The sequence below is a fragment of the Nonomuraea rubra genome (assembly GCF_014207985.1).
Classification (GTDB): Bacteria; Actinomycetota; Actinomycetes; order Streptosporangiales; family Streptosporangiaceae; genus Nonomuraea; species Nonomuraea rubra.
The window spans coordinates 10224588-10246550 of the sequence record NZ_JACHMI010000001.1 but is presented as its reverse complement, the minus strand read 5'-3'; the positions used below and the strand labels follow the sequence as shown (position 1 = coordinate 10246550).

The 21963-nt window shown below is 73.3% G+C and carries 19 protein-coding genes; 6 read left to right on the top strand and 13 right to left on the bottom strand.

Annotation, left to right across the window (positions count from 1 at the left end):
- Nucleotides 1-177: 177 nt before the first annotated feature.
- The 7 genes from HD593_RS62710 to HD593_RS46605 form a co-directional block, all read right to left on the bottom strand.
- Entirely contained in the window at nt 178-2109 is a 1932-nt protein-coding gene (locus HD593_RS62710) for a CHAP domain-containing protein (RefSeq protein WP_246547095.1), read from the bottom strand.
- A 262-nt stretch (nt 2110-2371) separates the two neighbouring features.
- The gene (locus tag HD593_RS46630; protein ID WP_185109325.1) at nt 2372-3121 is read right to left on the bottom strand and encodes a glucose 1-dehydrogenase; all 750 of its coding nucleotides are present in this window, start codon (nt 3119-3121) and stop codon (nt 2372-2374) included.
- Complete coding sequence (locus tag HD593_RS46625; RefSeq protein WP_312904231.1) at nt 3108-5306, bottom strand: acetate--CoA ligase family protein; 2199 nt, start codon at nt 5304-5306, stop codon at nt 3108-3110. The genes HD593_RS46630 and HD593_RS46625 overlap by 14 nt, the downstream gene beginning before the upstream one ends.
- 8 nt (nt 5307-5314) lie before the next feature.
- Entirely contained in the window at nt 5315-6823 is a 1509-nt protein-coding gene (locus tag HD593_RS46620) for a class I adenylate-forming enzyme family protein (RefSeq protein ID WP_185109324.1), read from the bottom strand.
- Nucleotides 6824-6844: 21 nt separating this feature from the next.
- The gene (locus tag HD593_RS46615) at nt 6845-7168 is read right to left on the bottom strand and encodes a VOC family protein (protein WP_312904229.1); all 324 of its coding nucleotides are present in this window, start codon (nt 7166-7168) and stop codon (nt 6845-6847) included.
- Complete coding sequence (locus tag HD593_RS46610) at nt 7165-7527, bottom strand: Zn-ribbon domain-containing OB-fold protein (RefSeq protein ID WP_185109322.1); 363 nt, start codon at nt 7525-7527, stop codon at nt 7165-7167. The genes HD593_RS46615 and HD593_RS46610 overlap by 4 nt, the downstream gene beginning before the upstream one ends.
- 65 nt (nt 7528-7592) lie before the next feature.
- Entirely contained in the window at nt 7593-9500 is a 1908-nt protein-coding gene (locus HD593_RS46605) for a serine/threonine-protein kinase (RefSeq protein WP_185109321.1), read from the bottom strand.
- 162 nt (nt 9501-9662) lie between these two features.
- On the opposite strand from HD593_RS46605, the gene HD593_RS46600 reads away from it, so the two are divergent.
- On the top strand, nt 9663-10256 hold the full coding sequence (locus HD593_RS46600; protein WP_312904228.1) for a cysteine hydrolase family protein: 594 nt from the start codon (nt 9663-9665) through the stop codon (nt 10254-10256).
- A complete protein-coding gene (locus HD593_RS46595; protein ID WP_185112546.1) occupies nt 10256-10987 on the top strand; it encodes an SDR family NAD(P)-dependent oxidoreductase in 732 nt (243 codons plus the stop codon). Before HD593_RS46600 ends, HD593_RS46595 begins: the two co-directional genes overlap by 1 nt.
- 12 nt (nt 10988-10999) lie before the next feature.
- Here the strand turns inward: HD593_RS46595 and HD593_RS46590 are convergent, their stop codons facing one another.
- On the bottom strand, nt 11000-12313 hold the full coding sequence (locus tag HD593_RS46590) for a serine hydrolase domain-containing protein (protein ID WP_185109320.1): 1314 nt from the start codon (nt 12311-12313) through the stop codon (nt 11000-11002).
- 30 nt (nt 12314-12343) lie between these two features.
- On the opposite strand from HD593_RS46590, the gene HD593_RS46585 reads away from it, so the two are divergent.
- Nucleotides 12344-13252 (top strand): cyclase family protein, encoded by a 909-nt coding sequence (locus HD593_RS46585; RefSeq protein ID WP_185109319.1) that lies wholly within the window; start codon nt 12344-12346, stop codon nt 13250-13252.
- An 85-nt stretch (nt 13253-13337) separates the two neighbouring features.
- Here the strand turns inward: HD593_RS46585 and HD593_RS46580 are convergent, their stop codons facing one another.
- Nucleotides 13338-14477 (bottom strand): cytochrome P450, encoded by a 1140-nt coding sequence (locus HD593_RS46580; protein WP_185109318.1) that lies wholly within the window; start codon nt 14475-14477, stop codon nt 13338-13340.
- Between the two features lie 98 nt (nt 14478-14575).
- On the opposite strand from HD593_RS46580, the gene HD593_RS46575 reads away from it, so the two are divergent.
- Nucleotides 14576-15169, top strand: a complete 594-nt coding sequence (locus HD593_RS46575) for a TetR/AcrR family transcriptional regulator (RefSeq protein WP_185109317.1) — start codon at nt 14576-14578, stop codon at nt 15167-15169.
- A 120-nt stretch (nt 15170-15289) separates the two neighbouring features.
- Here the strand turns inward: HD593_RS46575 and HD593_RS46570 are convergent, their stop codons facing one another.
- The gene (locus HD593_RS46570; protein WP_185109316.1) at nt 15290-16774 is read right to left on the bottom strand and encodes an AMP-binding protein; all 1485 of its coding nucleotides are present in this window, start codon (nt 16772-16774) and stop codon (nt 15290-15292) included.
- A 1-nt stretch (nt 16775) separates the two neighbouring features.
- Nucleotides 16776-17834 (bottom strand): LLM class flavin-dependent oxidoreductase, encoded by a 1059-nt coding sequence (locus HD593_RS46565; protein ID WP_185109315.1) that lies wholly within the window; start codon nt 17832-17834, stop codon nt 16776-16778.
- A 97-nt stretch (nt 17835-17931) separates the two neighbouring features.
- On the opposite strand from HD593_RS46565, the gene cpt reads away from it, so the two are divergent.
- Nucleotides 17932-18462 carry a chloramphenicol phosphotransferase CPT gene (gene cpt, locus HD593_RS46560; RefSeq protein WP_312904226.1) on the top strand — a complete coding sequence of 177 codons (531 nt, stop codon included), beginning with the start codon at nt 17932-17934 and terminating at the stop codon, nt 18460-18462.
- Between the two features lie 3 nt (nt 18463-18465).
- Here cpt and HD593_RS46555 read toward each other — a convergent pair whose 3' ends face one another.
- Complete coding sequence (locus tag HD593_RS46555) at nt 18466-19653, bottom strand: MFS transporter (protein ID WP_185109314.1); 1188 nt, start codon at nt 19651-19653, stop codon at nt 18466-18468.
- Nucleotides 19654-19727: 74 nt separating this feature from the next.
- Between HD593_RS46555 and HD593_RS46550 the strand changes: the two genes are divergently transcribed.
- Nucleotides 19728-20744 (top strand): ROK family transcriptional regulator, encoded by a 1017-nt coding sequence (locus HD593_RS46550; protein ID WP_221525325.1) that lies wholly within the window; start codon nt 19728-19730, stop codon nt 20742-20744.
- A gap of 47 nt (nt 20745-20791) precedes the next feature.
- Here HD593_RS46550 and HD593_RS46545 read toward each other — a convergent pair whose 3' ends face one another.
- Nucleotides 20792-21925 carry a M20 family metallopeptidase gene (locus HD593_RS46545; protein ID WP_312904224.1) on the bottom strand — a complete coding sequence of 378 codons (1134 nt, stop codon included), beginning with the start codon at nt 21923-21925 and terminating at the stop codon, nt 20792-20794.
- Between the last annotated feature and the right edge of the window lie 38 nt (nt 21926-21963).

The window sequence follows — 21963 nt, the reverse complement described above, 5'->3', positions numbered from 1 at the left end:
GTGTAGAAGTGACCCCAGGATGCGGCTCCTGCAACTGTGACGACGTGCTCAGCACGGCACGGCCCCCACGCTGGACGACCCTCCATACCGAATAGCAGGTCATCGGCCACCGTAGCCCGCGGCCCCATCGCCATCCACGAGGGTGCCGCGGGCTCACGTCGCGTTCCGATTTCCCGGTCAGGCTCGGTGGCGGCCTCCGCCGACCAGGTGGTGCTCGTCCTGCTGGTGCGTCCTGCGGTGGCGGCGGCCCCTGGGCAGGTGGTCGGTCGCGGGGTGCTCCTCGGCGAGGCCCGCGCGTCTGCGGCGGCCCCGGTAGGCGGCGAGGTCCGGGGAGTCGAGGAGGTCGCCGCCCCTGCGGCGCGGCGGGCTGAAGGCGTCGAACGTGCTGGTCGCGCCGGGGATGACGATGCGCTCGAACGGGCCGGTGTCCACGAAGCGCTGCAGCGGGCCCGTGTCGAGGACGACCTCCACCGAGCCCGTCGAGTCCGTGATGGTGATGCGCTCCAGCGGGCCGGTCTCGTCGGTGAAGGTGATGCGCTCCAGGGGTGCTGTGTGCTCGGTGAACGCGTAGCGGCTCTGGTCGAAGTCCGGCTCGTAGGGGTTGGTGTCGTAGGCGGGGGTGAACGAGCCGGTGCCGCGGCGGTGGTTCCCGGGGGCGTGGCGGCGCTCGGGGTGGCCCGCGGCGTGGCCCCCGGCGTGGTGGCCGCCGGTGTGGCGGTCGCCGGCGTGATGCCGGGGCGCGTCCGTGGCCAGGTTGAACGGCCTGGTCTCGAGCGACAGCTTGCGGTGCCGGGCGCCGCCTGAACGGGCCGCGTCCCTGGAGGTCGCGCGGTGGCGGACGTCCGAGGCGGTTACGGAGCTCAGGACGTCGGAGGCGGCGTCCGAGGTGCTGAGGGAGCGCAGGGCGGCCGACGTGGCGAGGCGGTCGGCGTTCTCCTGGAGCTCCACCGCGGTGAGGCGCTGCGCTGCCGCGGCGTCGGCGGTAGCCGTGACGGGTGCGGGTCCGCGGCGACGGCGGCGGCCCTTGGCGCGGGACGGGCGCGCCGGCTTGCCTGCTGTGGCCGGGCTCAGCCGCAGGCGGCGGGTCTTGGCCACGGCGAGCAGCGCGAGCGCGGCGATCAGGGCCGAGCCGATCAGCGTCGGGGAGTCGATGGCAGGCAACGGGCCGGTGGCGGAGGCGTCGCTGTGGGAGGGCAGCGGCTCGGCGGTGGCCGCCTCGGTGTCGGCCGTGGCGGGCTTGGCGTGCTTGCCCTTCTTGATCGCGCCGGGCGCGGGGGAGGCGGCGGCCTGCGGGTGCGAGCCGGAGCGGGGCGCCGTGGTCGTGGCGGTCGCGGAAGCGGAGTCGGAGGCCGGGGCGGAGTCGGAACGCCCGTTGGGAGTGGAGCGGGAGGTCTCGTTCCTGGGCTGGTCCTGGACGCGGCCCTGGGCCTCGCCCGGGGTCTGGCCCTCGACCTGCCCCTGGGACGGAGACTGCTCCCTGGTCGGGTCCTGAGACTGGATCCGGCCCGCGTCCAGGGGGGTCTGGGCGGAGCGTCCGGCCTCCGACCGGGGGATCATCGAGCTGAGCGACTCCTCGGGGACCTGGATCGTGCCAACCTCGGCGGCCTGCTCCTTGGCCTTCTTCTTCGCGGCCGCCGCGTCGAGCCGTTCCTTGATGCGTTCGGGGTAGCCGTACCCGACGACCTTGCTGGTGTCGCGTTCCTTGCGCTTGGCGACGCCGCCGTCGATGTTGCCCTCGATGGTGTGGATCGTGTTGCCCTCGACCCTCGTCACGATGCCGACGTGGTCGATGTTGTCGAGGTCGTTGGAGCCGCTCCAGTCGTAGAAGACGAACGCGCCGGGCTTGGGCGTCTTGCCCCACGCCCCCTGCTCCTTGAACCACTCCGCGTGCGCCACCGTCCAGGCGAACTGACCGATCCACTCCTCGTAGCCGAGCTTGTGCGCGGCCCACGAGAGGTACATGTCACACCATGGCGCCGAGCTGTAGTCGGCGTCGAACTCGACGTTCTTGCCGTACCAGTCGCCGAACTTGGTGTACGACCCGGACTTCTCCGAGTACCCGAGCTGGCTCTCGAGCAGTTCGATGTACTTCTGGATCTCTGGCGTCATGGAGGTATGGGGGCACCTTCCGGGCAAGACCGGGTTTATCCACGCAGCACTGGGTAAGGAGGGGAACCCGGGACTGGTGTGACAAAACCGGAGGCCTGTCGTCTTCCGTGCTGAGTGAGGTTATCAAGTCGTAACCGCAGATTGAGCACGCCCCCGGGAGGACGAGGCCTCTCCGGGTGTGGAAACCGCAGGTCAGTGATGTTGCCAGAAATGTCCGAGGCTAGGCGGTTTAACCGTAAAAGATCTACCTTGGGGTAAGGTGTCAGTATCCTGCGCCGGTCAGCAGGCCCCCGTCCACCGTGACCTCGCTGCCCGTGCAGTAGCTGGCCCGGTCCGAGGCCAGGAACGCCACCACGTGCGACACCTCCACGGGCTTGGCGAACCGCTTGATGACCATGGACTTCACGAACGCCTCCGCGTCCACCTCGGCCACGATGTCCGGGTCCAGCGCCATGGCGGTGTTGATCGCGCCGGGGTGCACCGAGTTCACCCGGATCTTGAACCTGGCCAGCTCCCGCGCCGCCGACTTCGTGATGCCGCGGATGCCGAACTTCGAGGCCGAGTACGCCGACAGACCCTCCGCGCCGACGTAGCCCTCGATGGAGGAGATGTTCACGATCGAGCCGCGACCGGCGGCCTTCATGGGCTCGATCACGGACTTGACGCCCAGCCAGGTGCCCTTCAGGTTCACGCTGATCACGCGGTCGAAGTCGTCAAGTGACATCTCACTGATGCGGCGAAATTTCAGGATCCCGGCGTTGTTGACCAGTACGTCGAGCTTGCCGTAGACCTCCACAGTCGTCCCCACGGCCCGCTCCCACTCCCCGGGGCTCGTCACGTCGTGCCGCAGGTACGTGGCGCCCGTCTCCTCCGCCAGCGCCTTGCCCTCCTCGTCCAGCACGTCCCCGAACACCACCCGCGCGCCCTCCTCCAGGAACAGGCGCACGTGCGCCGCCCCCATGCCCCGCGCCCCGCCCGTGATCAGCGCCACCTTGCCGTCAAGCAGCCCCATGCCGTCCTCCTGCCGCGACGGCCACGGCGGCCGCCTCCATGGTGCGGTAGACGGGGATCCCCGCCGCCGCCGCGATCCGACCGACCTCGTCCTCGACGCCCGCGGGGGCGCACTCGCCGTTCCTCGTGACCAGGGTGATCCGCACGCCGGGCCGCGCCGCCTGGGCCGCGGCGAGCGCGCGCGTGTAGTCGTACAGGGGCTCGGGGGCATTCCCGTACGTGAAGAAGGCCTGCACGTTCACATGCGCCACCACGTCCCGGTACGGGCCCGCGAGCACGTCGATCACGTCGGCCACGAGCCCGGCCCTGCCGAGCGGCCCCACGGGCACCTCGAGTGGATTACCCGTCGCCACCACCTCGAGCCCGCTCAGCGCGTCCAGGCGGTCGCTCGGCAGCGGATCGAGCCGCACGCCCGCCCGGTCGAACGCGTCCGCGGCCAGCACACTCGCACCCCCGCTCGGCCCCACCACCAGCACCTGCTCCCCGCCGCCGGCACCTGTCCCGTGCGCTCGCTCCCCGCCGCCGGTGCCCGTTCCGTGTGCTCGGTCCCCGCCCGGGCCGCGCGTTCCGTGTGCCTGGAAGTAGGCCAGCACCCCGATCAGGTCGTCCTGCCCGGACACCAGCGTCGCGCCGGTCTGCTCGGCCACCGCCTCCCAGATCCGCCGGTCGCTCACCAGGCCGCCGGTGTGCGAGGCCGCCGCCCGCCGCCCCTGCCCGCTGCGCCCGCCGGCCAGCAGCACCACGGGCTTGCCCGCTGTCCGCAGCGCCTCGTACAGCTCGCGGCCGTCCCTCGGATCCTCCAGGTACATCCCGATCGCCCGGGTCTCCGCGTCCCGCGCCAGCCAGCGCAGCAGCTCGGCGGGGGTGACGTCGGCCGCGTTCCCGACGGTGACGACCCGGCTGAACGCCAGCCCCCGCCGCTCCCCGACCTTGATCACCTCACCGGCCAGCCCGCCGCTCTGCGAGATCAGCGCGACCGTGCCCGCCGGGCCCATCCCGCCGCCGACGAACGTCTGGCGTCCCCTCGGGCAGTACACGCCCATGCAGTTGGGGCCGAGCAGCCGCGTCCCGGCCGCCCGCGCCGCCGCGACCAGCTCCCGCTCCAGGTCCTGCCGCCCGGCCTCGCCGAACCCGCCGCTCATCACCTGCGTGAACGGCACCCCGCGCGCCTCCCGCACCACCTCGGCACAGCGCTCGGCGGGCACGGCCACCAGGGCGTAGTCCACGTCGGCGTGCGCGAGCGAGGGTACGGCGGGCACCCCGCCCACCTCCGCCGCCGTGGGATGCACGGCCACCAGCGGCACGCCCGCGTCGCGGTAGAAGCCCAGGAACATGTTCCCGAAGTTCGGCCGGGACGTGGACGCCCCGACGACGGCCACGGCCTTCGGCTCGAAGAGCGGCAGAAAACCGCCCGCGCGGACCGCCGCCTCCGGTGCGAGGCCGGCCGCGCGGACCGCCGCCTCCGGCGGGAGGCTGGTCGCGCGGGTCGCCGTGGCCAGGGTGCGGTCCGCGGCTTCGGCCGGGAGGTAGCGGGCGTCGACCGCGATCGCTCCCGAAGGGCCCGCGATGACCGGGTTCAGCTCGAACTCGCCCAGCTCCAGCCGCTCCCACAACCCTCCGGCCCCGCCCACCGCCATGATGACCTTGACCACCGCGTCCACGTCCACCGGCGGCCCGCCGCGCCACCCGTCCAGCAGCGCGGCCCCGCGCAGGGACGCCAGCGCGCCCCGCACGTCCGCCTCCGTGACCGGGCAGAGCCGCAGCGCCGTGTCGCGCAACGCCTCCGTCCACACCCCGCCCAGCCCGGCAAGCAGCACCGGCCCGAACGCCGGATCCCGTACCAGCCCCACGATCAGCTCGACCCCGGCTCCGGCCTGCTCCTCCACCAGGAACCCGGCCACCAGGAATCCGGCGGGCTCCAGCCGGGCCCGCATCCCCGCCGCCGCGTCCCCGAGCTCCTCGTACGCCAGCCCCAGCACCACGCCCCCGGCCTCGGACTTGTGCGTCAGCCCCGGCCCGAACGCCTTCAGCACCAGCGGCCCGGCCAGCTCCCGGGCCGCCCCGAAGCCGTCCCCGCGCACCACGACCCCGCGCGGCACCGGCACCCCCGCCTCCGCGACCAGCGCCTTGACCTCGTGCTCGGACGGGCCGTCGGTCATGGCAGCCGGGTCCTCACGCGCGCTCACACCCCCGCTCACCCGAGCAGCTCGCGGATCTTCCTGCGCAGCAGCTTGCCGGGCCCGCCGGAGGCGTCCTGGGAGTGCGGCAGCTCGTCGGCCACCACGATGTGGTCGGGCCGTTGGTGCGCGGGCAGCAGGTCCGCCAGGGCCAGCGCCAGCTTGGAGGCGTCCAGCGAGTGCCCGGCCCTGGGCACCACGGCCAGCAGCACCTGCTGCTCCGCCGCCCCCTCGGGCAGCCCGACGGCGCCCGCCTCGGCCACCCCGTCCAGCGCGATGGCCGCCTCCTCGATCACGGACGGCTGCGTCCAGATCCCGCCCTTGAGTATCGAGTCCTCCCGCCGCCCGAGCACGCGCAGCACCCCGTCGGCGGAGAGGGTCCCGAGGTCGCCGCCCACGTACCACTCGCCGCGCAGCACCTCCGCCGTCCTGTCCGGCAGCCCGTCGTACTCGGCCATCCGGTGCGGCCCGGCCAGGTTGATCTCGCCGACCGCGTCGGCCACCGGTCGCCCCTGCGGGTCGGTGACGCGCACCGCGTTCCCCGTACGGGCCCGGCCCGAGGACCCCAGCGGGATCGAGCCGTCGTCCACCCGCCCCATGCACGTGTACGGCGCCTCGGTCTGCCCGTAGTACGAATACACGCCGGCCTGCGGCAGCCTGGCCTTGATCCGGTCCAGCATGGTCGCGGTCAGCGGCTCGCCGCCCAGCATGATCACCTGGATCGACGACAGATCCACGTCCTCGTGGTCGGGCGAGGCCAGCAGCGCCGAGTAGAACGAGGGGATCTGCGACAGGTGCGTGACCCGTTCGCGGGGCACGACCCGCAGGAAGTTCGCCGGACCCCAGTCCTGCTCCAGCACCAGCCGCATCCCGGCGTAGAGCGCGGGGCCGACGATGGCGGGGAAGCCGATGCCCCAGATGATCGCGCCCGTCCCGAACACCGAGTCCGGCCCGCGCGGCACGTCCAGCCAGATCTGCGCCGTGGCCAGCGACGACGCGTGCGTGTGCACGACGGCCTTGGGCAGCCCGGTCGTCCCGGAGGTGAAGTAGAGCGCCAGCGGGTCGTCGTGGAAGGCGCCCAGCGGCGGCTCCTCCTCGGCGGCTCCCTCCAGGTCCCGCACGTGGATCCAGGTGGTCACCTCCGGCAGCGACGGCCTGATCTGCTCGACCACCGCCTCCACGGTCGCGTCGTACACGAACGCCGTGCACCTCGCCGCCGCCACCACGTCACGCAGCGTCTCGACGGGCCAGTACGGGTTCAGCGCCGCCGTGACCGCCCCGATCTTGGCCTGCGCCAGGTACACCTCGGCCACCCGCAACGTCTCGTTCAGCAGCGCCGCCACCCGGCTGCCCGGCATGATCCCGGCGGCGAGCAGGGCGTGGGCGCGGCGGTTGACGTTCCTGTTGAGCTGGTCGTAGGTGAAGCTCTGCTCGCCGCAGTACGTCAGCGCCACCCGGCCGGGCGTGCGCAGCGCTCCGGCGGTCAGGATCGCGTGGCCGTAGTTGCCGTAGGGTGATCGGGCCATGGGGGCCTCCGTTGGGGCTGGTCAGAGGGGCGAATACAGCACGAAGAGGTTCCCCGATGGATCGCGCAGCACGGCCCGCGTCTCGTGCGGCCCCGCCTCGGGCGCCCGCACCACCTCGCCGCCGCGCGCCGTCAGCCGCTCCACGGCCGCGGTCACGTCGTCCACCTTGTACGACGGCGCGGCCGAGTCGGTGACCTGCTCGGCCGGGCCCGCGAGCGCCACCGTGACCCCGCCGCCGTCGAGCGCGGCGAACCGGTCACCGTCGCGGAACTTCACCGGCAGCCCGTAGAACGCGATCGCCTCATCCAGGTCGGCGACGGGGATCAGCACGTTGCCCAGCTTCACGCGGGCCTCCAATGGGGCAGGTCGTCCCGGAACGTCACCCGTACCGGCAGGCCGATGCGCACCTGTCCGGGCGGGCACCCCACCACGTGCCCGAACGCCCGCACCCCCTCCGGCAGGTCCACCCACGCCATCACGTACGGCTCGCGCCCCCGGTACCCGGGGGCGAACGAGCGGTGCACGACCGTGTAGGTGTGCACCAGGCCGTCGCCGGAGGCGGGCTCGAAGGCGAACTCGTGGCCGCCGCACCAGGGGCAGGCGGGCTCGGGGAGGTGGATGCGGCGGTCGCAGGCCGTACAGCGCTGGATGACCAGCTCGCCGCGCGCGCAGGCGGCCCGGTAGGGGGAGGTGTCACCGCTCATCGCTGCCAAGCTAGCGCACGCTTGGTTGCCCGACAAGGCCCCCGCTACCTGCCGCTCGTCGCCTGTCAGTCCGTCGCGGGTGGCTCGGGGGTGGCGGGGAGGAGTGGTGCGGCCGAAGGGGCGTCCGAGGAGGGCGGCGTTCCCTGGGGTGACGCGTCCGGGGAAGGCTGTGCGAGCGGGGCCTCCGAGAGCCGCGTGGCCGGGGCGTCCGAAGACAGGGCGGGGACGTCAGAGGGCTGGGCGGGGGCGTCCGATGGCCGGGCAGCCGGGACGTCAGAGGGCTGGGCGGCCGGGGCGTCCGATGGCCGTGCGGACGGGGTTTCGGAGGCCGGTGGAGGCGTGGCCGGGGACTCTGTGGGTGTGGGGGTGCCGGTGGCCGAGGCGGTGGGTGGCGGGGTCGGGGTGGCGGAGCGGGTCGTGGGGCAGGCGGGGCCGTTCACGGGTGCCTCGCTCACCTGCGGTCCGTTCGCCGCCGCGGGCTCCGTCATCACCAGGAGGCCGAGGTGCGCGCGCTCGCCGCACCCCGGCTGGGCGGGCGCGTACGAGACCGGGCTGGTGTAGGAGGTGCGCCCGCGCAGGGTGCGGGTCTCCCGCCGGACGGTCCTGGCGGCTCCGCCGTTCCCGTCCCGCCAGGTGTACGCGATCAGCAGGCGCACGGGCCCCGTGCCGTCCGTGGTGACGGAGATCGAGCCCGTGGTGCCGTTCCAGCCGAGGATGCCCGCCGCCCGTACGGCGGGGAGTGACACGGAGGTGCCGCCCTGAGGGGTGGGCGGGGGAGGCGTGGCGGTGCCGGGTGGAGGGGTGGTGGCGGCGCGGGTGGGCGGGGTGGGGGTCCGGGTCGTGGGGGCGGGCTCGGAGGAGGGGGGTGGGGTCTGCGGCTCGGTCTGGGACCGGGGTGGTGGCATGAGGATCGTGCCCGGTCCCGAGGGCAGGTGCCCGCCGGACAGCAGGATCGCGATCAGCGCGGCCACCACGGTCGCGCCCGCCACCCAGAGCTGCGGCGGCAGCCTGGGCACCCGCTCGCGCAGGCCGGCCGCGACCGAGGTGCGGCTGCCGGTCCTGGCCAGCGGGAAGCGCAGGGCTAGCAGCGTGGCCTGCTCCGCCAGGTGCCGCCGCCCGCGCTTCTCCCAGTCGGGGCCGTACCCGGCGACCGCGTCCTCCTCCAGCTCGGCCGCGAACTGCCTCGCCGAGGCGTACCTCTCCGCCGGATCCTTGGCCAGCCCCCGCCTGAGCAGGTCGCGCAGCGCGTCGGGCGCGATCTCCAGCGGTAAGGGCTCCTCGACGTGCTTGCGGCGCAGCGCGGGCACGTCCGGCGCGCCGCCCACTCCGCCTGTGCCGCCCACTCCGCCTGTGCCGCTCGCGCCGCCTGTGGCGGTCGCCCCGCCCTTTTCCGCCACGTACGGCGGCCGTCCCCTGACCGCCTCGAACAGCACGCACGCCGCCGCGTACAGATCGGCCGGCGGCCCGGCCGTGCCCAGCGTCCACAGCTCGGGCGACATGTACGGGGGGGTGCCGGCCGGCACGCCGGGCTCCTCGGCGTGCACCACGACGCCGAAGTCGCCCAGCTTGGTGGTGCCGTCGGCCTGCACCAGGATGTTGTCCGGCGTGACGTCCCGGTGCGGCACGCCCCGCTCGTGGGCGGCGGCCAGGGCCTGCAGCGTGCTCTTGAGCACGGCCAGCGCCGCCTCAGGGGTGACGTGGCCGTGCTCGGCCAGCAGCGTGCGCAGCGACACGCCGTCCACCAGCTCCATGACCAGGGCGGCCCTGGTGGGGGTCTCGACGTACTCGTACAGGCGCACCACGTCGGGGTGGTCGAGCTCGACGAGGTGCGGGGTGTCCGACCGGAAGCGGTCCATGAACTCGGCGTCCCGGCGCAGGGTGGCGTTCAGGTACTTGATCGCCACGTACGCGCCGGTCGACTGGTAGGTGGCGAGGAAGACGCGGCCGGTGCGGCCGGCGCCGAGCTGGCGCACTTCACGGTAACCAGGGACCAAGTCCTACCCCCATCAGGCAGCCGTCTTGAATTCGACGGTCTCACCCGGGGTTCCGGTTGTCACGAGCCGGGAGATTTCGTCCGGTGTTATGCTGAGCCGGATACCAAGCAAGCGCTCGGCTAAGAAGTGTGGAGGTCGCCGGTGGAGCGCGTGGCGGTGCTGGTCATGGAGATGCAGCGGGGCGTGGTCGGCGATCTGACGAAGTTTCCGGACCTGGTGGAGGCGTGCACCCGCCGCGACGTCACCGCCAACGCCACCCGCCTGCTCCAGGCGGCCCGGCAGGCCGGCCTGCCCGTGATCCACTGCACGGCCGCGTTCCGGGCCGACCGGGCCGGCTCCCACGCCGGCAACTGCCCGTTCATCGTCTCCCTGCTCAAGGACCCGCGGCACATGCTGGAGGGCACGCCCGCCACCGAGGTCCTGCCCGGGCTGCGCGAGGACACCGATCTGGAGAGCCGGCGCCACCACGGGTTCTCGCCGTTCACCGGCACCTCGCTCGACATGACGCTGCGCTCGCTGGGCGTGACGTCCGTCGTCGCGCTCGGCGTCTCCCTCAACCTGGGCATCCCCGGCCTGGCGCTGGAGGCGGTGAACCTGGGTTACCGGGTGACCGTCGTCACGGACGCGGTGGCGGGCATCCCCGAGGAGTACGCGCGTGCCGTTCTGAAGCACACGATCAGCCTGCTCGCCACCCGGGCCACCACCGCCGACCTGGTCGAGGCGTGGAAACGATGATGGACGGGCTGCGCCTGGACGGGCGCACGGCGGTGGTGACCGGGGGAGCGGGCGCGATCGGCGCGGCCATCGCCGCCGACCTGACCGCGCTCGGCGCCGAGGTCGTGATCGCCGACGTGGACGTGATCGCCGACGTGGACGTGATAAGGGCCGGGAACCGGGCGCTGCACGTGGACCTGGCCTCACCGGCTTCCGTGGCGGAGTTCGCGGGTGCGGTCGGCGAGGTGGACATCCTGGTGCACAACGCCGGGGTGGCGATCGTGGAGCCGTTCACCGAGAGCGATCCCGCGGGCTGGGACCTCATGTGGCAGGTCAACCTGCGCGGGCCGATGTTGCTGACCAAGCTGCTCCTGCCCGGCATGATGGCCAGGGGCTGGGGGCGGCTGGTGTTCGTCTCCTCCGACGGGGCCAGGGCCGGGTCCGGGGGCGAGGGGGCGTACGCGGCGACGAAGGCGGGGCTGTTCGGCCTGGCCAAGACGCTCGCCCGCGAGGCCGCCAGGGCGCACGTGACCTCCAACGTGGTCTGCCCGGGCCCCACCGACACGCCCATGCTCCGCCGGGTGTCCGAGGCGGAGCCGGGGCTGGTGGACAGGATCGCGCGGGCCATCCCGCTGCGCCGCCTCGGGACGCCCGCCGACGTCGCCGGTCTGGTCGCCTACCTGTGTACGGAACGCGCCGCGTACATCACCGGACAGACCCTGTCGGTGAGCGGCGGCGTGACCATGCACTGAACGGCCATGCGGTCACAACGAGTCGTAGACGGCCTGCAGCAGGCGGATCCCGCGCAGGTTGCCGGAGATCGCGTTGGCCATCCTGTTCATCACGTACCCGATGGCCAGGCCCCGCTCCGGGTCGCCGACCCCGATCGAGCCGCCGGCGCCCGAATGGCCGAACGCGCCCGGCGAGGGCACCACGAACGTCGCCGACGGCCGCATGAACCCGAGCCCGAACGAGGTGCCGAGGACGAGCACCCGGTCGGGGCCGTCCACCCGGGGCCGCAGCGCCTCCTGGAGGGTCCCGGGGCGCAGGATCTCGCCGGCGATCAGCGCGCGGTAGAACCCGGCCAGCCCTCTGGCCGTGGTGACCACCCCGGCCGCGGGCCAGCCCGCCCGGAGGATCACCGGGTTGTTCGCGCCGCCCTTGAGCAGGTTGATGGCGGGGTTGCCGAGTGCCCGGTTCATCAGGCTGCCCGGGTCGAAGGCCGCCCTGGCCATCTCGGCCAGCACGTTCGGCGCCCTCCCGGCCGCCGCCGCCCCGCCTCCCGTTCCTGTCGCCTCGCCTCCCGTTCCCACCTGCTCGTCTCCCGTTCCCGCCGGCCCGGGGGCGGCGGGCGCCGGTTCGGTGACGGCGGTGATGGTGGTGCCGGGGGTGGCGCTGGTGGCCGGGCCGGCGGGGGTGTCGGGGGTGGTGGCGGGCCGGTCGTTGCGGGGACGTTCGCCGGCCGTGAGCCGCGCCGCCCGCTCGATCACCGGATCCGGCGCCCCCACCCACAGCTCCAGCCCCAGCGGCCCGGCGATCTCGGCCGACACCAGCTCGCCCACCGACTTGCCCGTCACCCGCCTGACCACCTCCCCCACCAGGAACCCGTACGTCAGCGCGTGGTACCCGTGCGCCGACCCCGGCTCCCACAGCGGCCGCTGACCGGCGAGCCTGGCCGCGATGGCCGGCTGGTCCTCGAACTCCTCGACCGGCACGGGCTCCTCCAGCACCGGCAGCCCCGCCTGGTGGCTGAGCAGGTGCTCGACGGTGACCGCCCCCTTGCCCTGCGCCGCGAACTCGGGCCACACCTCGGCCACCGGCGCCGCGACGTCCACCAGCCCCCGCTCCACGAGCTGCAGCAGCACGGCGGCGGTGATCGCCTTGGTGCAGGAGTAGGCGAAGGCCGGCGTGTCCCGCTCCCACGGCCGTCCGGTGTGCCGGTCCGCGACGCCGTCCCACAGATCCACGACCAGCTCGCCGTCCAGGTGGACGGCGAAGGCCGCGCCCAGCTCCTCACCGTCGGCGAAATGCCGCTCGAACACCTCGCGAACGCGGGAGAACCGAGGATCGCAGTGCATCAGACCTCCGCAGAGAAAGGGAGCGCTTACTTGGTCACCGAGCCTAACAATTGGGGACGATTCGGCCCAGACGATCAGCGCGGCACCTTGAACCTGCTCACCCCGTCCGTCGTGCTCGACGCGCTGCGCAGCGCCGTCACCGGTGAGGTGCTCAGCCTGGCCATGCCGATCAGGGGCGCCACCTCCTCGCCCGCCCCCGGCACGGTCCCGCACCTGCCGGGCCGCCCGCTGCCGCAGCACTTCATGTCCGTGGACGGCGGCGACTACGCGGCCGGCGCCCGGCCGATCGGCGCGGGACTGCGGGTGGCCGACGACGCCCTGATCGTCACCCATCACGGCACCACCACGCACATGGACGCGCTGTGCCACATGTGGTCGGGCGACGAGCTCTACAACGGCCACCCGGCCGCCAGGGTCCGCTCGTACGGGGCCACCAGGTGCGGGATCGAGCACGTGGGCGGGGTGGTGGCCAGGGGCGTGCTGTACGACGTGCCGCGGCGGCTCGGCCTCGACCACCTGCCCGCCGGCCACCGCATCCCGGCCGCGCTGCTGGAGGAGATCGCCGTGCCGCGGCCCGGGGACGTGGCGGTCGTCCGTACGGGCTGGCCGGTGGTGTGGGAACGCTCGCGCGAGGAGTACTGGTCGGGCCAGCCGGGGCTGTCGGCGGAGGCGGGGCGGTGGCTGGCGGCGCACGACGTGGCCGCCGTGGCCTCGGACAACGCCGCCATCGGCGGGCTCGACGCGCGCGGGCTGGCCGAGGAGCCGGTCGAGGACGACCTGCACCTGCTGCTGCTCCACCGGCACGGCGTCCACCTGATCGAGATGCTCTGGCTGGAGGAGCTGGCTGCGGCGGGCCGCACGGAGTTCGTGTTCGTGGCGGCGCCGCTGCGGATCGAGGGCGGCACGGGGAGCCCGCTCACCCCGCTCGCCATCCTGTGACGCTCGCGCCGGGCCGGGCACCGCCGAGTTGCCTGGCGGTCAGTCCCAGACGACCGGCAGGCACGCAACACCGGGCTTCCGGCACTCAGTCCCAGGCGACCGGCAGGCATGCGACGCCGAACACCGCGCCGCCCTGCTTGAGCGGCACCTGCGCCGGCGGGACGGCCAGGCGCAGGCCGGGGAAGCGCTCGAACAGCGCGCCGTAGCCGATGCGCAGCTCGATCCTGGCGAGCTGCTGCCCCAGGCACTGGTGCATGCCGTGCCCGAACGACAGGTGCCTGCGGGCCTCCTCGCGACCCGGATCGAGCACGTCCGGCCGGTCGAACACGCCGGGATCCCGGTTGATCACCGGCAGGGACAGCGCGACGGTCTCGCCCTGCCTCACGAGCACGCCCGCCACCTCCACGTCCTGCTTCGCGGCCCTGCTGGGCGCGCCGTGCTGCACGATCGACAACCAGCGCAGCAGCTCCTCGACCGCGCCCTCCTCGTAGGGAGTCCCGGACTCCAGCAGCGCGAACACGCCGAGTGCCAGCATGTTCGCGGTCGTCTCGTGGCCCGCGACGAGCAGGATCATCGCCACGGTGATCAGCTCCTCGTCGGAGAGGTCGCCGGTCAGCCCGCTGATGAGGTCGTCGCCCGGTTCGGCGCGCTTGTGCCGTACCAGCTCGCCCAGGTAGGCCGCCAGGTCGGCGGTCGCGCCGTCCACGTCGCCGTCCGGCGCGACGAGCCGCAGGCTGCGCTCCTGGAAGAACTCGTGATCCTCGTACGGCACCCCCAGCAGCTCGCAGATGACCATCGACGGGATCGGCAGCGCGTAGGCGCTCACCAGGTCCACCGGCGGCCCCGCGGCGGCCATGGCGTCCAGGTGCTCGGCGGCGATGCGGGCGATGCGCGGCTCCAGCAGGCGCATCCGGCGCAGCGTGAACTGGCCGGTGAGCAGGCGGCGGTAACGCGTGTGCTCGGGCGGGTCCATGGCGCCGAAGAAGCCCGGGGGTGCGGGGCGTCCCGTCTCGCCGGGCGTGGTGAAGCGTACGGGGGCGTGCTTGAGCTCCCGGCGCGCGCTGAACCTGGGGTCGCCGAGCACGGTCCTGGCCGCCTCGGCCGTGGTGGCCAGCCAGCCGAGATGGCCGTCGGGGAACTCCAGCCTGCTCATCGCGGGCAGGCCGCGCAGCTCGGCGGGCGGGTCGAAGGGGCATCGCGGGTCGCGGTCCGTAGGAAGTCGCATGATTTTGAGAGTAGACTCTCAAAAGAGAGTTGTATAGCGATTCGCGGCGGACTCCTGAAAGTGGACGTGAGCCGCCGTAGCCCCGAGAATGCGGAGACATGAGTGATCGACCGGGCCTGCGCGAGCGGAAGAAGGCCAAGACGAGGGCGCTGATCCAGAAGGAGGCGCTGCGGCTGTTCCGCGAGCAGGGGTACGCGGCCACGACGGTCGAGCAGATCGCGGAGGCGGCGGAGGTGGCGCCCAGCACCGTCTTCCGCTACTTCGCGACCAAGGAGGACCTGGTGATCGTCGACCAGTTCCCGCCGTTCGTGGAGGCGCTCGACGAGGTGCCGCCCGACGTGCCGCCCGTGCGGGCCGTGCGGCTGGCCATGCGGGCCATGATCGAGGCCCAGACCTCGGAGGAGCGCGCCGACAGCCTGGAGCGGGAGGTGCTGATGCTCACGGTGCCCGAGCTGTGGGCGGCCAGCATCGACAACGTGACCGGCGTGGCCGCGACCCTGCGCGAGCGGCTCGCGGCTCGGGAGGGGCGTCCTGCGGACGATCCGGGGATCCGCAACGTCACGGGGGCGATCATGGGGGTCATGGTCGGGATCTGGGCCGACTGGGTGAAGGACCGCGACCTCGACGCCCCGGCCCTGCTCGACGAGGCCCTCGCCCACCTGGAAGCAGGCCTGCCCCTACCCCGCCCCTGACCGCCCAGCCCCGGGCCTCGCGCGTGCCCGGCCCCGCGCGTGCAGGCAGGCCGGGTGCGTCGCTCCGTGCGTTCCGGGTGCGGGTCCTGTGGCTCGGCCGGGCAGGTGTTGGGGACGGGGTCAGGTGCCTGGGTAGTTGCCGCCGCCGTGGGTGGCGTCCAGGGCGTCGTAGTCGGGGGTGAAGCCGCGCTTGGGGATGGTGTCCACGAACGCGACGTGCCGCGGCCGCTTGTACGCCGCCAGCAACCCCCTGACGTGCTCGACCAGCTCGTCCTCCGTGGCCCCGGCCGCGGGCTTCAGGGCGACGACGGCCTTGACCGCCTGGTGCCAGTCGGGGTCGGGGACGCCGATGACGGCGGCGTCGGCCACGGCGGGATGGGACTTGAGCGCCCGCTCCACCTCGGCCGGATAGATGTTCTCCGCTCCGGATTTGATCATCCGGAGCTTGGGGCCGATGAAGGTGATGGTGCCGTCCGGCTCGCGCCGGCCGAGGTCGCCGGTGTGGTGCCATCCGTACGCCGTCTTTTCCGCATTTAAGTCGGGCCGGGCGAAATATCCGGAAAAGAGGGTCTTGCCGCGAGCACAGATCTCCCCGGTCTCACCCACCGGCACCTCGCCGCCGTCCGGACCCAGGATCCGCACCTGCACCAGCGGCGACGGCCGCCCGGCGAACCCGGCCCCGCCCTCCGCCAGCCCCAGGAACGTGAGCATGCCACCCACCTCGGTCTGCCCGTACCCGCCCATCTTGGACCGGCACCAGGGCGAGTCGTCCACGGTGATCATGTCGTCCCACTCGGCGGAGTGGGCGACGAACCGCAGCGACGACAGGTCGTACTTGCCGCCCGCGTTCGCCTTGGCCACCGCGTCGATCATCCCGCCGAACAGGAACGCCTGCGTCACCCGCTCGGCGTCGACCAGCCGGCACACCTCCTCGGGGTCGAAGGCGGGGGTGAACACGTTCGTGCCGCCGATCTGCAGCGTGGCCAGGCAGAACATCATGGTGCCGACGTGGAAGAGGGGCCCGCTGTTGAGGAAGGTGAAGCCCGGCTCCATCTGGCGTACGACGAGCAGGGTCGTGGCGTGCGCGACCAGCGCGGCACTGCTGAGCAGGGCGGCGCTCGGGCGGCCGGCGAAGGCGGCGGTGTAGAGGGCCAGGACCGGCTCGGTGTCGGAGACCTGGGGGAAGTCCCGTCCGGGCGCCTCGGCGATCAGCCGCTCGTACTCCTCGCCCGCCTCGATCCACCCCGCGTCGCGCAGCGGCTCGGTGGTCTCGGAGCGCTCCCAGAAGACGGCCGCGGGGGTGAGGTCGGAGAGCACGAAGCGCAGCTCGTCCGCCGACTGCCGCCAGTTCGCCGGGCAGCAGATCGCGCCCAGCCTGGAGCAGGCGAGCAGCAGCTCCAGCACCGCGTACGCGTTCTGCCCCAGCCACAGCACCCGGTCGCCGGCGGACACCCCCAGCCGTTCCAGCGCCGCGGCCAGCCGGGTCACCCGCTCGTCCAGCTCGCGATAGGTGAGCCGCAGCTCCCCGTCCACCACCGCCGTCACCTGTGGGCGGCTGCGGGCGTGGTCGGCGAGCACGTCTGACAGGGACAGGCTGTGGATCATCTCAGTCTCCAAAGGCCGGCATGACTTCGGTCGCGAAGAAGCGCATGACCCGCTTCATGTCCTCCAGCGGCATCGGCCTGGTGCTGCCGAAGTCGCACAGGAGGTTGCCGAACCCGGCGTCCCTGAGCAGCGAGATCTGCTCGATCACCCGCGCCGGGTCCCCGATCACCTCGAGCTGCTCCCACCGGAAGTCGGCGGAGAGCGTGCCGCCCTTGAGGTAACGGTCCTGGTAGTACTCGAAGCCCTGGGCGGTCCTGCCGGTCCTGGGGTCGATGGGGGCGCTGCGCTCGTTGAAGATGCGCGAGCGGTCGAACGACGCCTCGAACCGCTCCTGGTCCGCGCGGGCCTGCTCCAGGGTGGGGGCGACGTACACGCTGCGGGCCACGACGAGGTCCGCCGGGGCCGCGTGCCCGGCCCGCGCGGCGGTCTCCCGCCACGTCTCGGCCGCCTGCACGACCTTCCTGAACGGCGCCGCCGGGTCGGCCAGGATGGGCAGGCCGCGCTCGGCGTACATGGTCACCGTCTCGGGCGAGACGGCCGCCACGTGCAGCGGCGGGTGCGGGCTCTGCAGCGGCCTGGGCACGAGCGACACCTCGGCGCCGGTCCGGTAGAACTTGCCCTCGTGCTGGTAGACCTCCTGCGTCCAGAGCCCGACGATCACCTCCAGCGCCTCGTTGAACCGGTCGCGCGCCTCCGCGAGGTCGATCCCGAACCCCTCGAACTCGAAGCTCTGGTACCCCCGCCCGATCCCCAGCTCCAGGCGCCCGCCCGACAGCACGTCGACCTGCGCGGCCTCCTCGGCGACGTGTACGGGGTTGTGCAGCGGCAGCACGACGATGCCCGTGCCGAGCCTGATCCTGGACGTCCTGGCGGCGGCGTGGGCCAGCATGGTGAACAGGTTGGGCACGACCCCGTAGTCCCTGAAGTGGTGCTCGGCCAGCCGCACCCCGTCGAACCCCAGCTCCTCGGCCAGCTCGATGAGCTCCAGGTGGTAGTCGTAGACGTCCTTGAAGCTCTGCCCGTCGAACCGGTGGAAGAGATGGAAGGTCGAGAACTTCATTCGGCAACCCCTCAGCAGGTAAACCAAGCGCTCGCTTGGGAGCGTATCAGCCGAAATGCTGTTTCGCACCACCCGGCGCAGCCCCTAACGTGGCGCTGTGACACAAGTGATCGTCCTGAACGGCGGCTCCAGCGCCGGAAAGTCGGCGTTGGCCAGAAGCCTGCAGGCCGTCCTGCCCGAGCCCTGGCTCAGCATCTCCATCGACGACCTGGTGGACGCGATGCCCGCCGCCATGCAGACCTCGGACGCCGGCATCGAGATCACCTCCGACGGCGAGGTGAACGTCGGGCCTGACTTCCGGAGGCTGCAGCACGCGTGGCGGGAAGGGGTCGCCACGATGGCCCGCGCGGGCGCGCCGGTCATCATCGACGACGTCTTCCTCGGCGGGCCGTCGTCCCAGCAGGAGTGGGAGAAGGCGCTGGCCGGCCTGGACGTCCTGTGGGTCGGCGTCAGGTGCGACGCCGCGGTCGCCGCCCGGCGCGAGCTGGCCCGGCGGGACCGGCCCCCGGGGATGGCCGAGCTGCAGGCCGAGGTGGCCCACCAGGGCGTGCGCTACGACGTGGAGGTGGACACCACGGACAAGGAGCCCCTGGAGGCCGCCCGGGTCGTCGCCGCGCACGTCCGGTAGGGCTCAGTCCAGCGTCCCCACGAGGCTGCCCTCGGCGGAGAGCCGCCGGGGCGCGCCGCCGGAGGGTCGTACGACGCGGGCGAGCAGCGTCATCGCCACCACCACCCCCGTGATCACCGTGAACGCGGCCGGATAGGACAGCGTGCCGGCCAGCCAGCCGGTGACCGGCGGGGCGACCATGCCCGACATGTACGTGATCGTGGCCACCCCCGTCACTCCCTCGGTCGCGTTCGTCCCCGCGTTGCCGGCGGCCGCCAGCACCAGCGGCATCACCACGGCCACCCCCAGCCCGATCAGGGCGAACCCGGCCATGCCGAGCGCGGGCGTGCGTGCCGTCACCACGGCGACGCCGCCGAGCGCCGCCACGATCCCGCCCACCCTGACGGTCGTCACGGGGCCGAGCAGCCGGATGACCCGGTCGCCCATCAGGCGGGTGCCCGCCATGCACAGCATGAGGACGGTGTAACCGGCGGCGGCCACGCCCGGACCGGCGTCGGTGACGTGCGTGAGGTAGACGGCGGCCCAGTTCGCGCTGGCGCCTTCGGCGAACACGGCGCAGAAGCCGACCAGGCCGAGCGGCAGGATCGCCCGCGAGGGCAGCGCGAAGCGCCGGGGCGCCGGAGCGTCCGGGGTCGCGCCGCCGGCCTCGCCGTCCCGGAGCAGGCCGCGCCCGGCCAGCCCGTGCACGACCAGCAGGACGGCGGCGGCCACACCGAGGTGGATCCGGGCGTCGACGCCGGCCTGCGCGGCCAGCGTGCCCACCCCGCCGGCCGCCAGGCTGCCCACGGCCCACATGCCGTGCAGCCCGGACATGATGGAGTGGCCGAGCCGCCGTTCGAGGACGACGGCGTGGGCGTTCATCGTGATGTCGGACATCCCCGCACCCACCCCCGACAGGAAGAACACGGCGAACAACCAGCCGGGCGACGGCGCGAGCGCGGGCAGCGCCAGGGTCACGCACCACACCGCCAGCAGGACGCGGGTGGCCGCCCGGCTGCCGAAGCGGTACGCCACACGCCCGGCCATGGGCATGCCGAGGAACGCGCCGATCGGCGGGCAGAGCAGCGCCAACCCCAGGGTGCCGGGGTCGAGGGCCAGGTGATCCTGGATCCAGGGGATGCGCGTGGACACGGTCCCGGCAATGGCGCCGTGCACGGCGAAAACAATAGCGATCGCACGATGATGGCTCATGGGTCGAGAAACTATCAGGCAGGCTTCCTGATGAAAAGAGGTTTTAGGCAGGCTCCCTGCTTATTATGGGAGCCATGAAGACCGCGACCCCCGCCATGGCCCGGGCCATCAACGACCGGCTGGCCCTCGACCTGCTGCTCGAACGCGGCCCCCTGAGCGCGCCCCAGCTCCGCGAGCTGACCGGGCTGTCCAGGCCCACCGTGTCCGACCTGATCGAGCGCCTCACGCAGAGCGGGCTTATCGAGGTCACGGGCGAGTCGGGCGAGGACCGGCGGGGGCCGAACGCGCGGGTGTACGGGCTGGTGGCGGGGCGCGCCCACGTGGCGGGGGTGGACCTGCGGCGCGAGACGATCTCCGTGGTGATCGCCGACATCACCGGGCGGGTGGTGGCCAGGACGAGCCGGGCGGTCACCGGCGACCTGGTGGACCTCGTCGCCGGCACGCTGGCCGAGGCCGCCGGTGACCGGGTGATCGACAACGTCGTGGTCGGCGCGCCCGGGCTGGTGACGCCGCGCGACGGCGAGCTGGTGACGGCCAACGACGTGCCTGGATGGCGGGCCGGGCTGGTGACGGCCTGGCGTGAGCGGCTCGGCTCGCCGCTGGTCCTGGAGAACGAGGTGAACCTGGCCGCCATCGCCGAGCTGCGCACCGGCGCCGCTCAGGGGGCCGAGGACTTCGTGCTGATGTGGGTGGGCGACGGCGTGGGAGCGGCCGTCGTGCTCGGCGGCCGGCTGCGCCGCGGGGCGTCGGGCGGCGCCGGTGAGGTCGGGTTCCTCCAGGTGGACGGCACCGCGTTCTGCAGCCTGGTGACCGAGAGCGTGGCGCGGGGGCTCGACCGCGCCGAGTTCGCCGCGCGGATCGCCCAGGGGGCCTTCGCGTTCGTCACGCTCCTGGACCCCGGGCTCGTCGTGCTGGGCGGCGAGGCCGGGCAGGCGGGCGGCGACGAGCTGGCCGCCGAGGTGGCCGCGCGCCTGCGGGAGCTGGCGCCGGCGCCGACCGAGGTGCGGGCCAGCACGGTGGAGGGCAACGCGGTGCTGCAGGGCGCGGTGCTGACGGCCCTGGACCTGGCACGCGACCACGTCTTCGGCTGAGACCTGAGGCCGAGGCTGGGGGTGAGAGCGCTCTCACCCGGCGTGGCTCACGCCAGGGCGGTGATCAGCCCCATCGTCAGCGCCGTCCGCTCCGGGATGTGCTCGATCACCACGTGCTCGTGCCGCGCGTGCGCCCCGTCGCCCACGGCGCCCAGGCCGTCCAGCACCGGCCGCCCCAGCGCCGAGACGAAGTTCCCGTCGCTCGCGCCGCCCACCGCCGCCTCGTCCACCAGCCAGCCGAAGCCGGCCGCCACCTTCTGGAGCTCCTTGAACAGCCGCTGGGAGGCGGGGTTCCTGACCATCGGGGGCCGGTTCCACTCCCCGGTGGCGGAGACCTTGACGCGCGGGTCCGAGGCGCGCAGGGCGGCGAAGACGTCGTCGATCCGCCCCATCTCCGCGGGGTCCGTGACGCGCACGTCCACGCCGCACGTGGCGCGCCCGGCGGTGACGTTGCGTCCGGTGCCGCCGCTGATCAGGCCGACGTTCACGGTGGTGCCGCGCTCGCGGGAGCCCGCCGCCGCCAGCGTGGTGACGATCTCGGCCAGCGCGTGGACGGCGCTGGCCCCCGCGTACGGATCCAGCCCCGCGTGCGCCTCCACCCCGGTCACGGTCACGTTGAACAGCCCCACGCCCTTGCGCGCCGTCTTCAGCGCCCCGTCCAGGGACGCCTCGAAGACCAGCGTCGCCAGCACGTCCTCGCTGGCCGCCTCGATGTGCTCGCGCGAGGCCGGACTGCCGATCTCCTCGTCGCCGTTGAACAGGAACCGCACGCCGGGATGCGGCAGCCCCAGCTCCCGCAGCCCGCGCAGCGCCCAGATGGACTGCACCAGCCCCGTCTTCATGTCGAACACGCCCGGCCCCGTCGCCTTGCCCTCCAGCACCGCGAACGGCCAGCCCGCCAGCGTGCCCGTCGGCCAGACCGTGTCGTAGTGGCCGAGCATGAGCACGGTCCCCGGCGCGGTGCCCCGGTAGTAGAGCTCCAGGACGTCGCCGTGGCCGCCGCCCTCGTGCAGGATCTCGTCGTCCGGGGTCCCCAGGTGCCCGACCGCCCGCGCGCGCAGCTCGCGCAGCCCTCTGACCAGCATGGCCTTGTCGTAGCTGTGGGTCTCCTGCTCCACCACGGCCCTGAGGTCGTCGAGCATGGCCGGCAGGGCCCGCCGGGCCCAGTCGGTGATCAACACGAGATTCCTTTCACGATGGCCGGTGGACGGGCACGCCT

Excerpts from the sequence above, each read along its gene's own strand:
- HD593_RS62710 (WP_246547095.1), bottom strand. The coding sequence starts at position 2,109 with ATGACGCCAGAGATCCAGAAGTACATCGAACTGCTCGAGAGCCAGCTC.
- HD593_RS46630 (WP_185109325.1), bottom strand. The coding sequence starts at position 3,121 with ATGGGGCTGCTTGACGGCAAGGTGGCGCTGATCACGGGCGGGGCGCGG.
- HD593_RS46620 (WP_185109324.1), bottom strand. The coding sequence starts at position 6,823 with ATGGCCCGATCACCCTACGGCAACTACGGCCACGCGATCCTGACCGCC.
- HD593_RS46610 (WP_185109322.1), bottom strand. The coding sequence starts at position 7,527 with ATGAGCGGTGACACCTCCCCCTACCGGGCCGCCTGCGCGCGCGGCGAG.
- HD593_RS46595 (WP_185112546.1), top strand. The coding sequence starts at position 10,256 with ATGGACGGGCTGCGCCTGGACGGGCGCACGGCGGTGGTGACCGGGGGA.
- HD593_RS46590 (WP_185109320.1), bottom strand. The coding sequence starts at position 12,313 with ATGCACTGCGATCCTCGGTTCTCCCGCGTTCGCGAGGTGTTCGAGCGG.
- HD593_RS46580 (WP_185109318.1), bottom strand. The coding sequence starts at position 14,477 with ATGCGACTTCCTACGGACCGCGACCCGCGATGCCCCTTCGACCCGCCC.
- HD593_RS46575 (WP_185109317.1), top strand. The coding sequence starts at position 14,576 with ATGAGTGATCGACCGGGCCTGCGCGAGCGGAAGAAGGCCAAGACGAGG.
- HD593_RS46570 (WP_185109316.1), bottom strand. The coding sequence starts at position 16,774 with ATGATCCACAGCCTGTCCCTGTCAGACGTGCTCGCCGACCACGCCCGC.
- HD593_RS46565 (WP_185109315.1), bottom strand. The coding sequence starts at position 17,834 with ATGAAGTTCTCGACCTTCCATCTCTTCCACCGGTTCGACGGGCAGAGC.
- HD593_RS46555 (WP_185109314.1), bottom strand. The coding sequence starts at position 19,653 with ATGAGCCATCATCGTGCGATCGCTATTGTTTTCGCCGTGCACGGCGCC.
- HD593_RS46550 (WP_221525325.1), top strand. The coding sequence starts at position 19,728 with ATGAAGACCGCGACCCCCGCCATGGCCCGGGCCATCAACGACCGGCTG.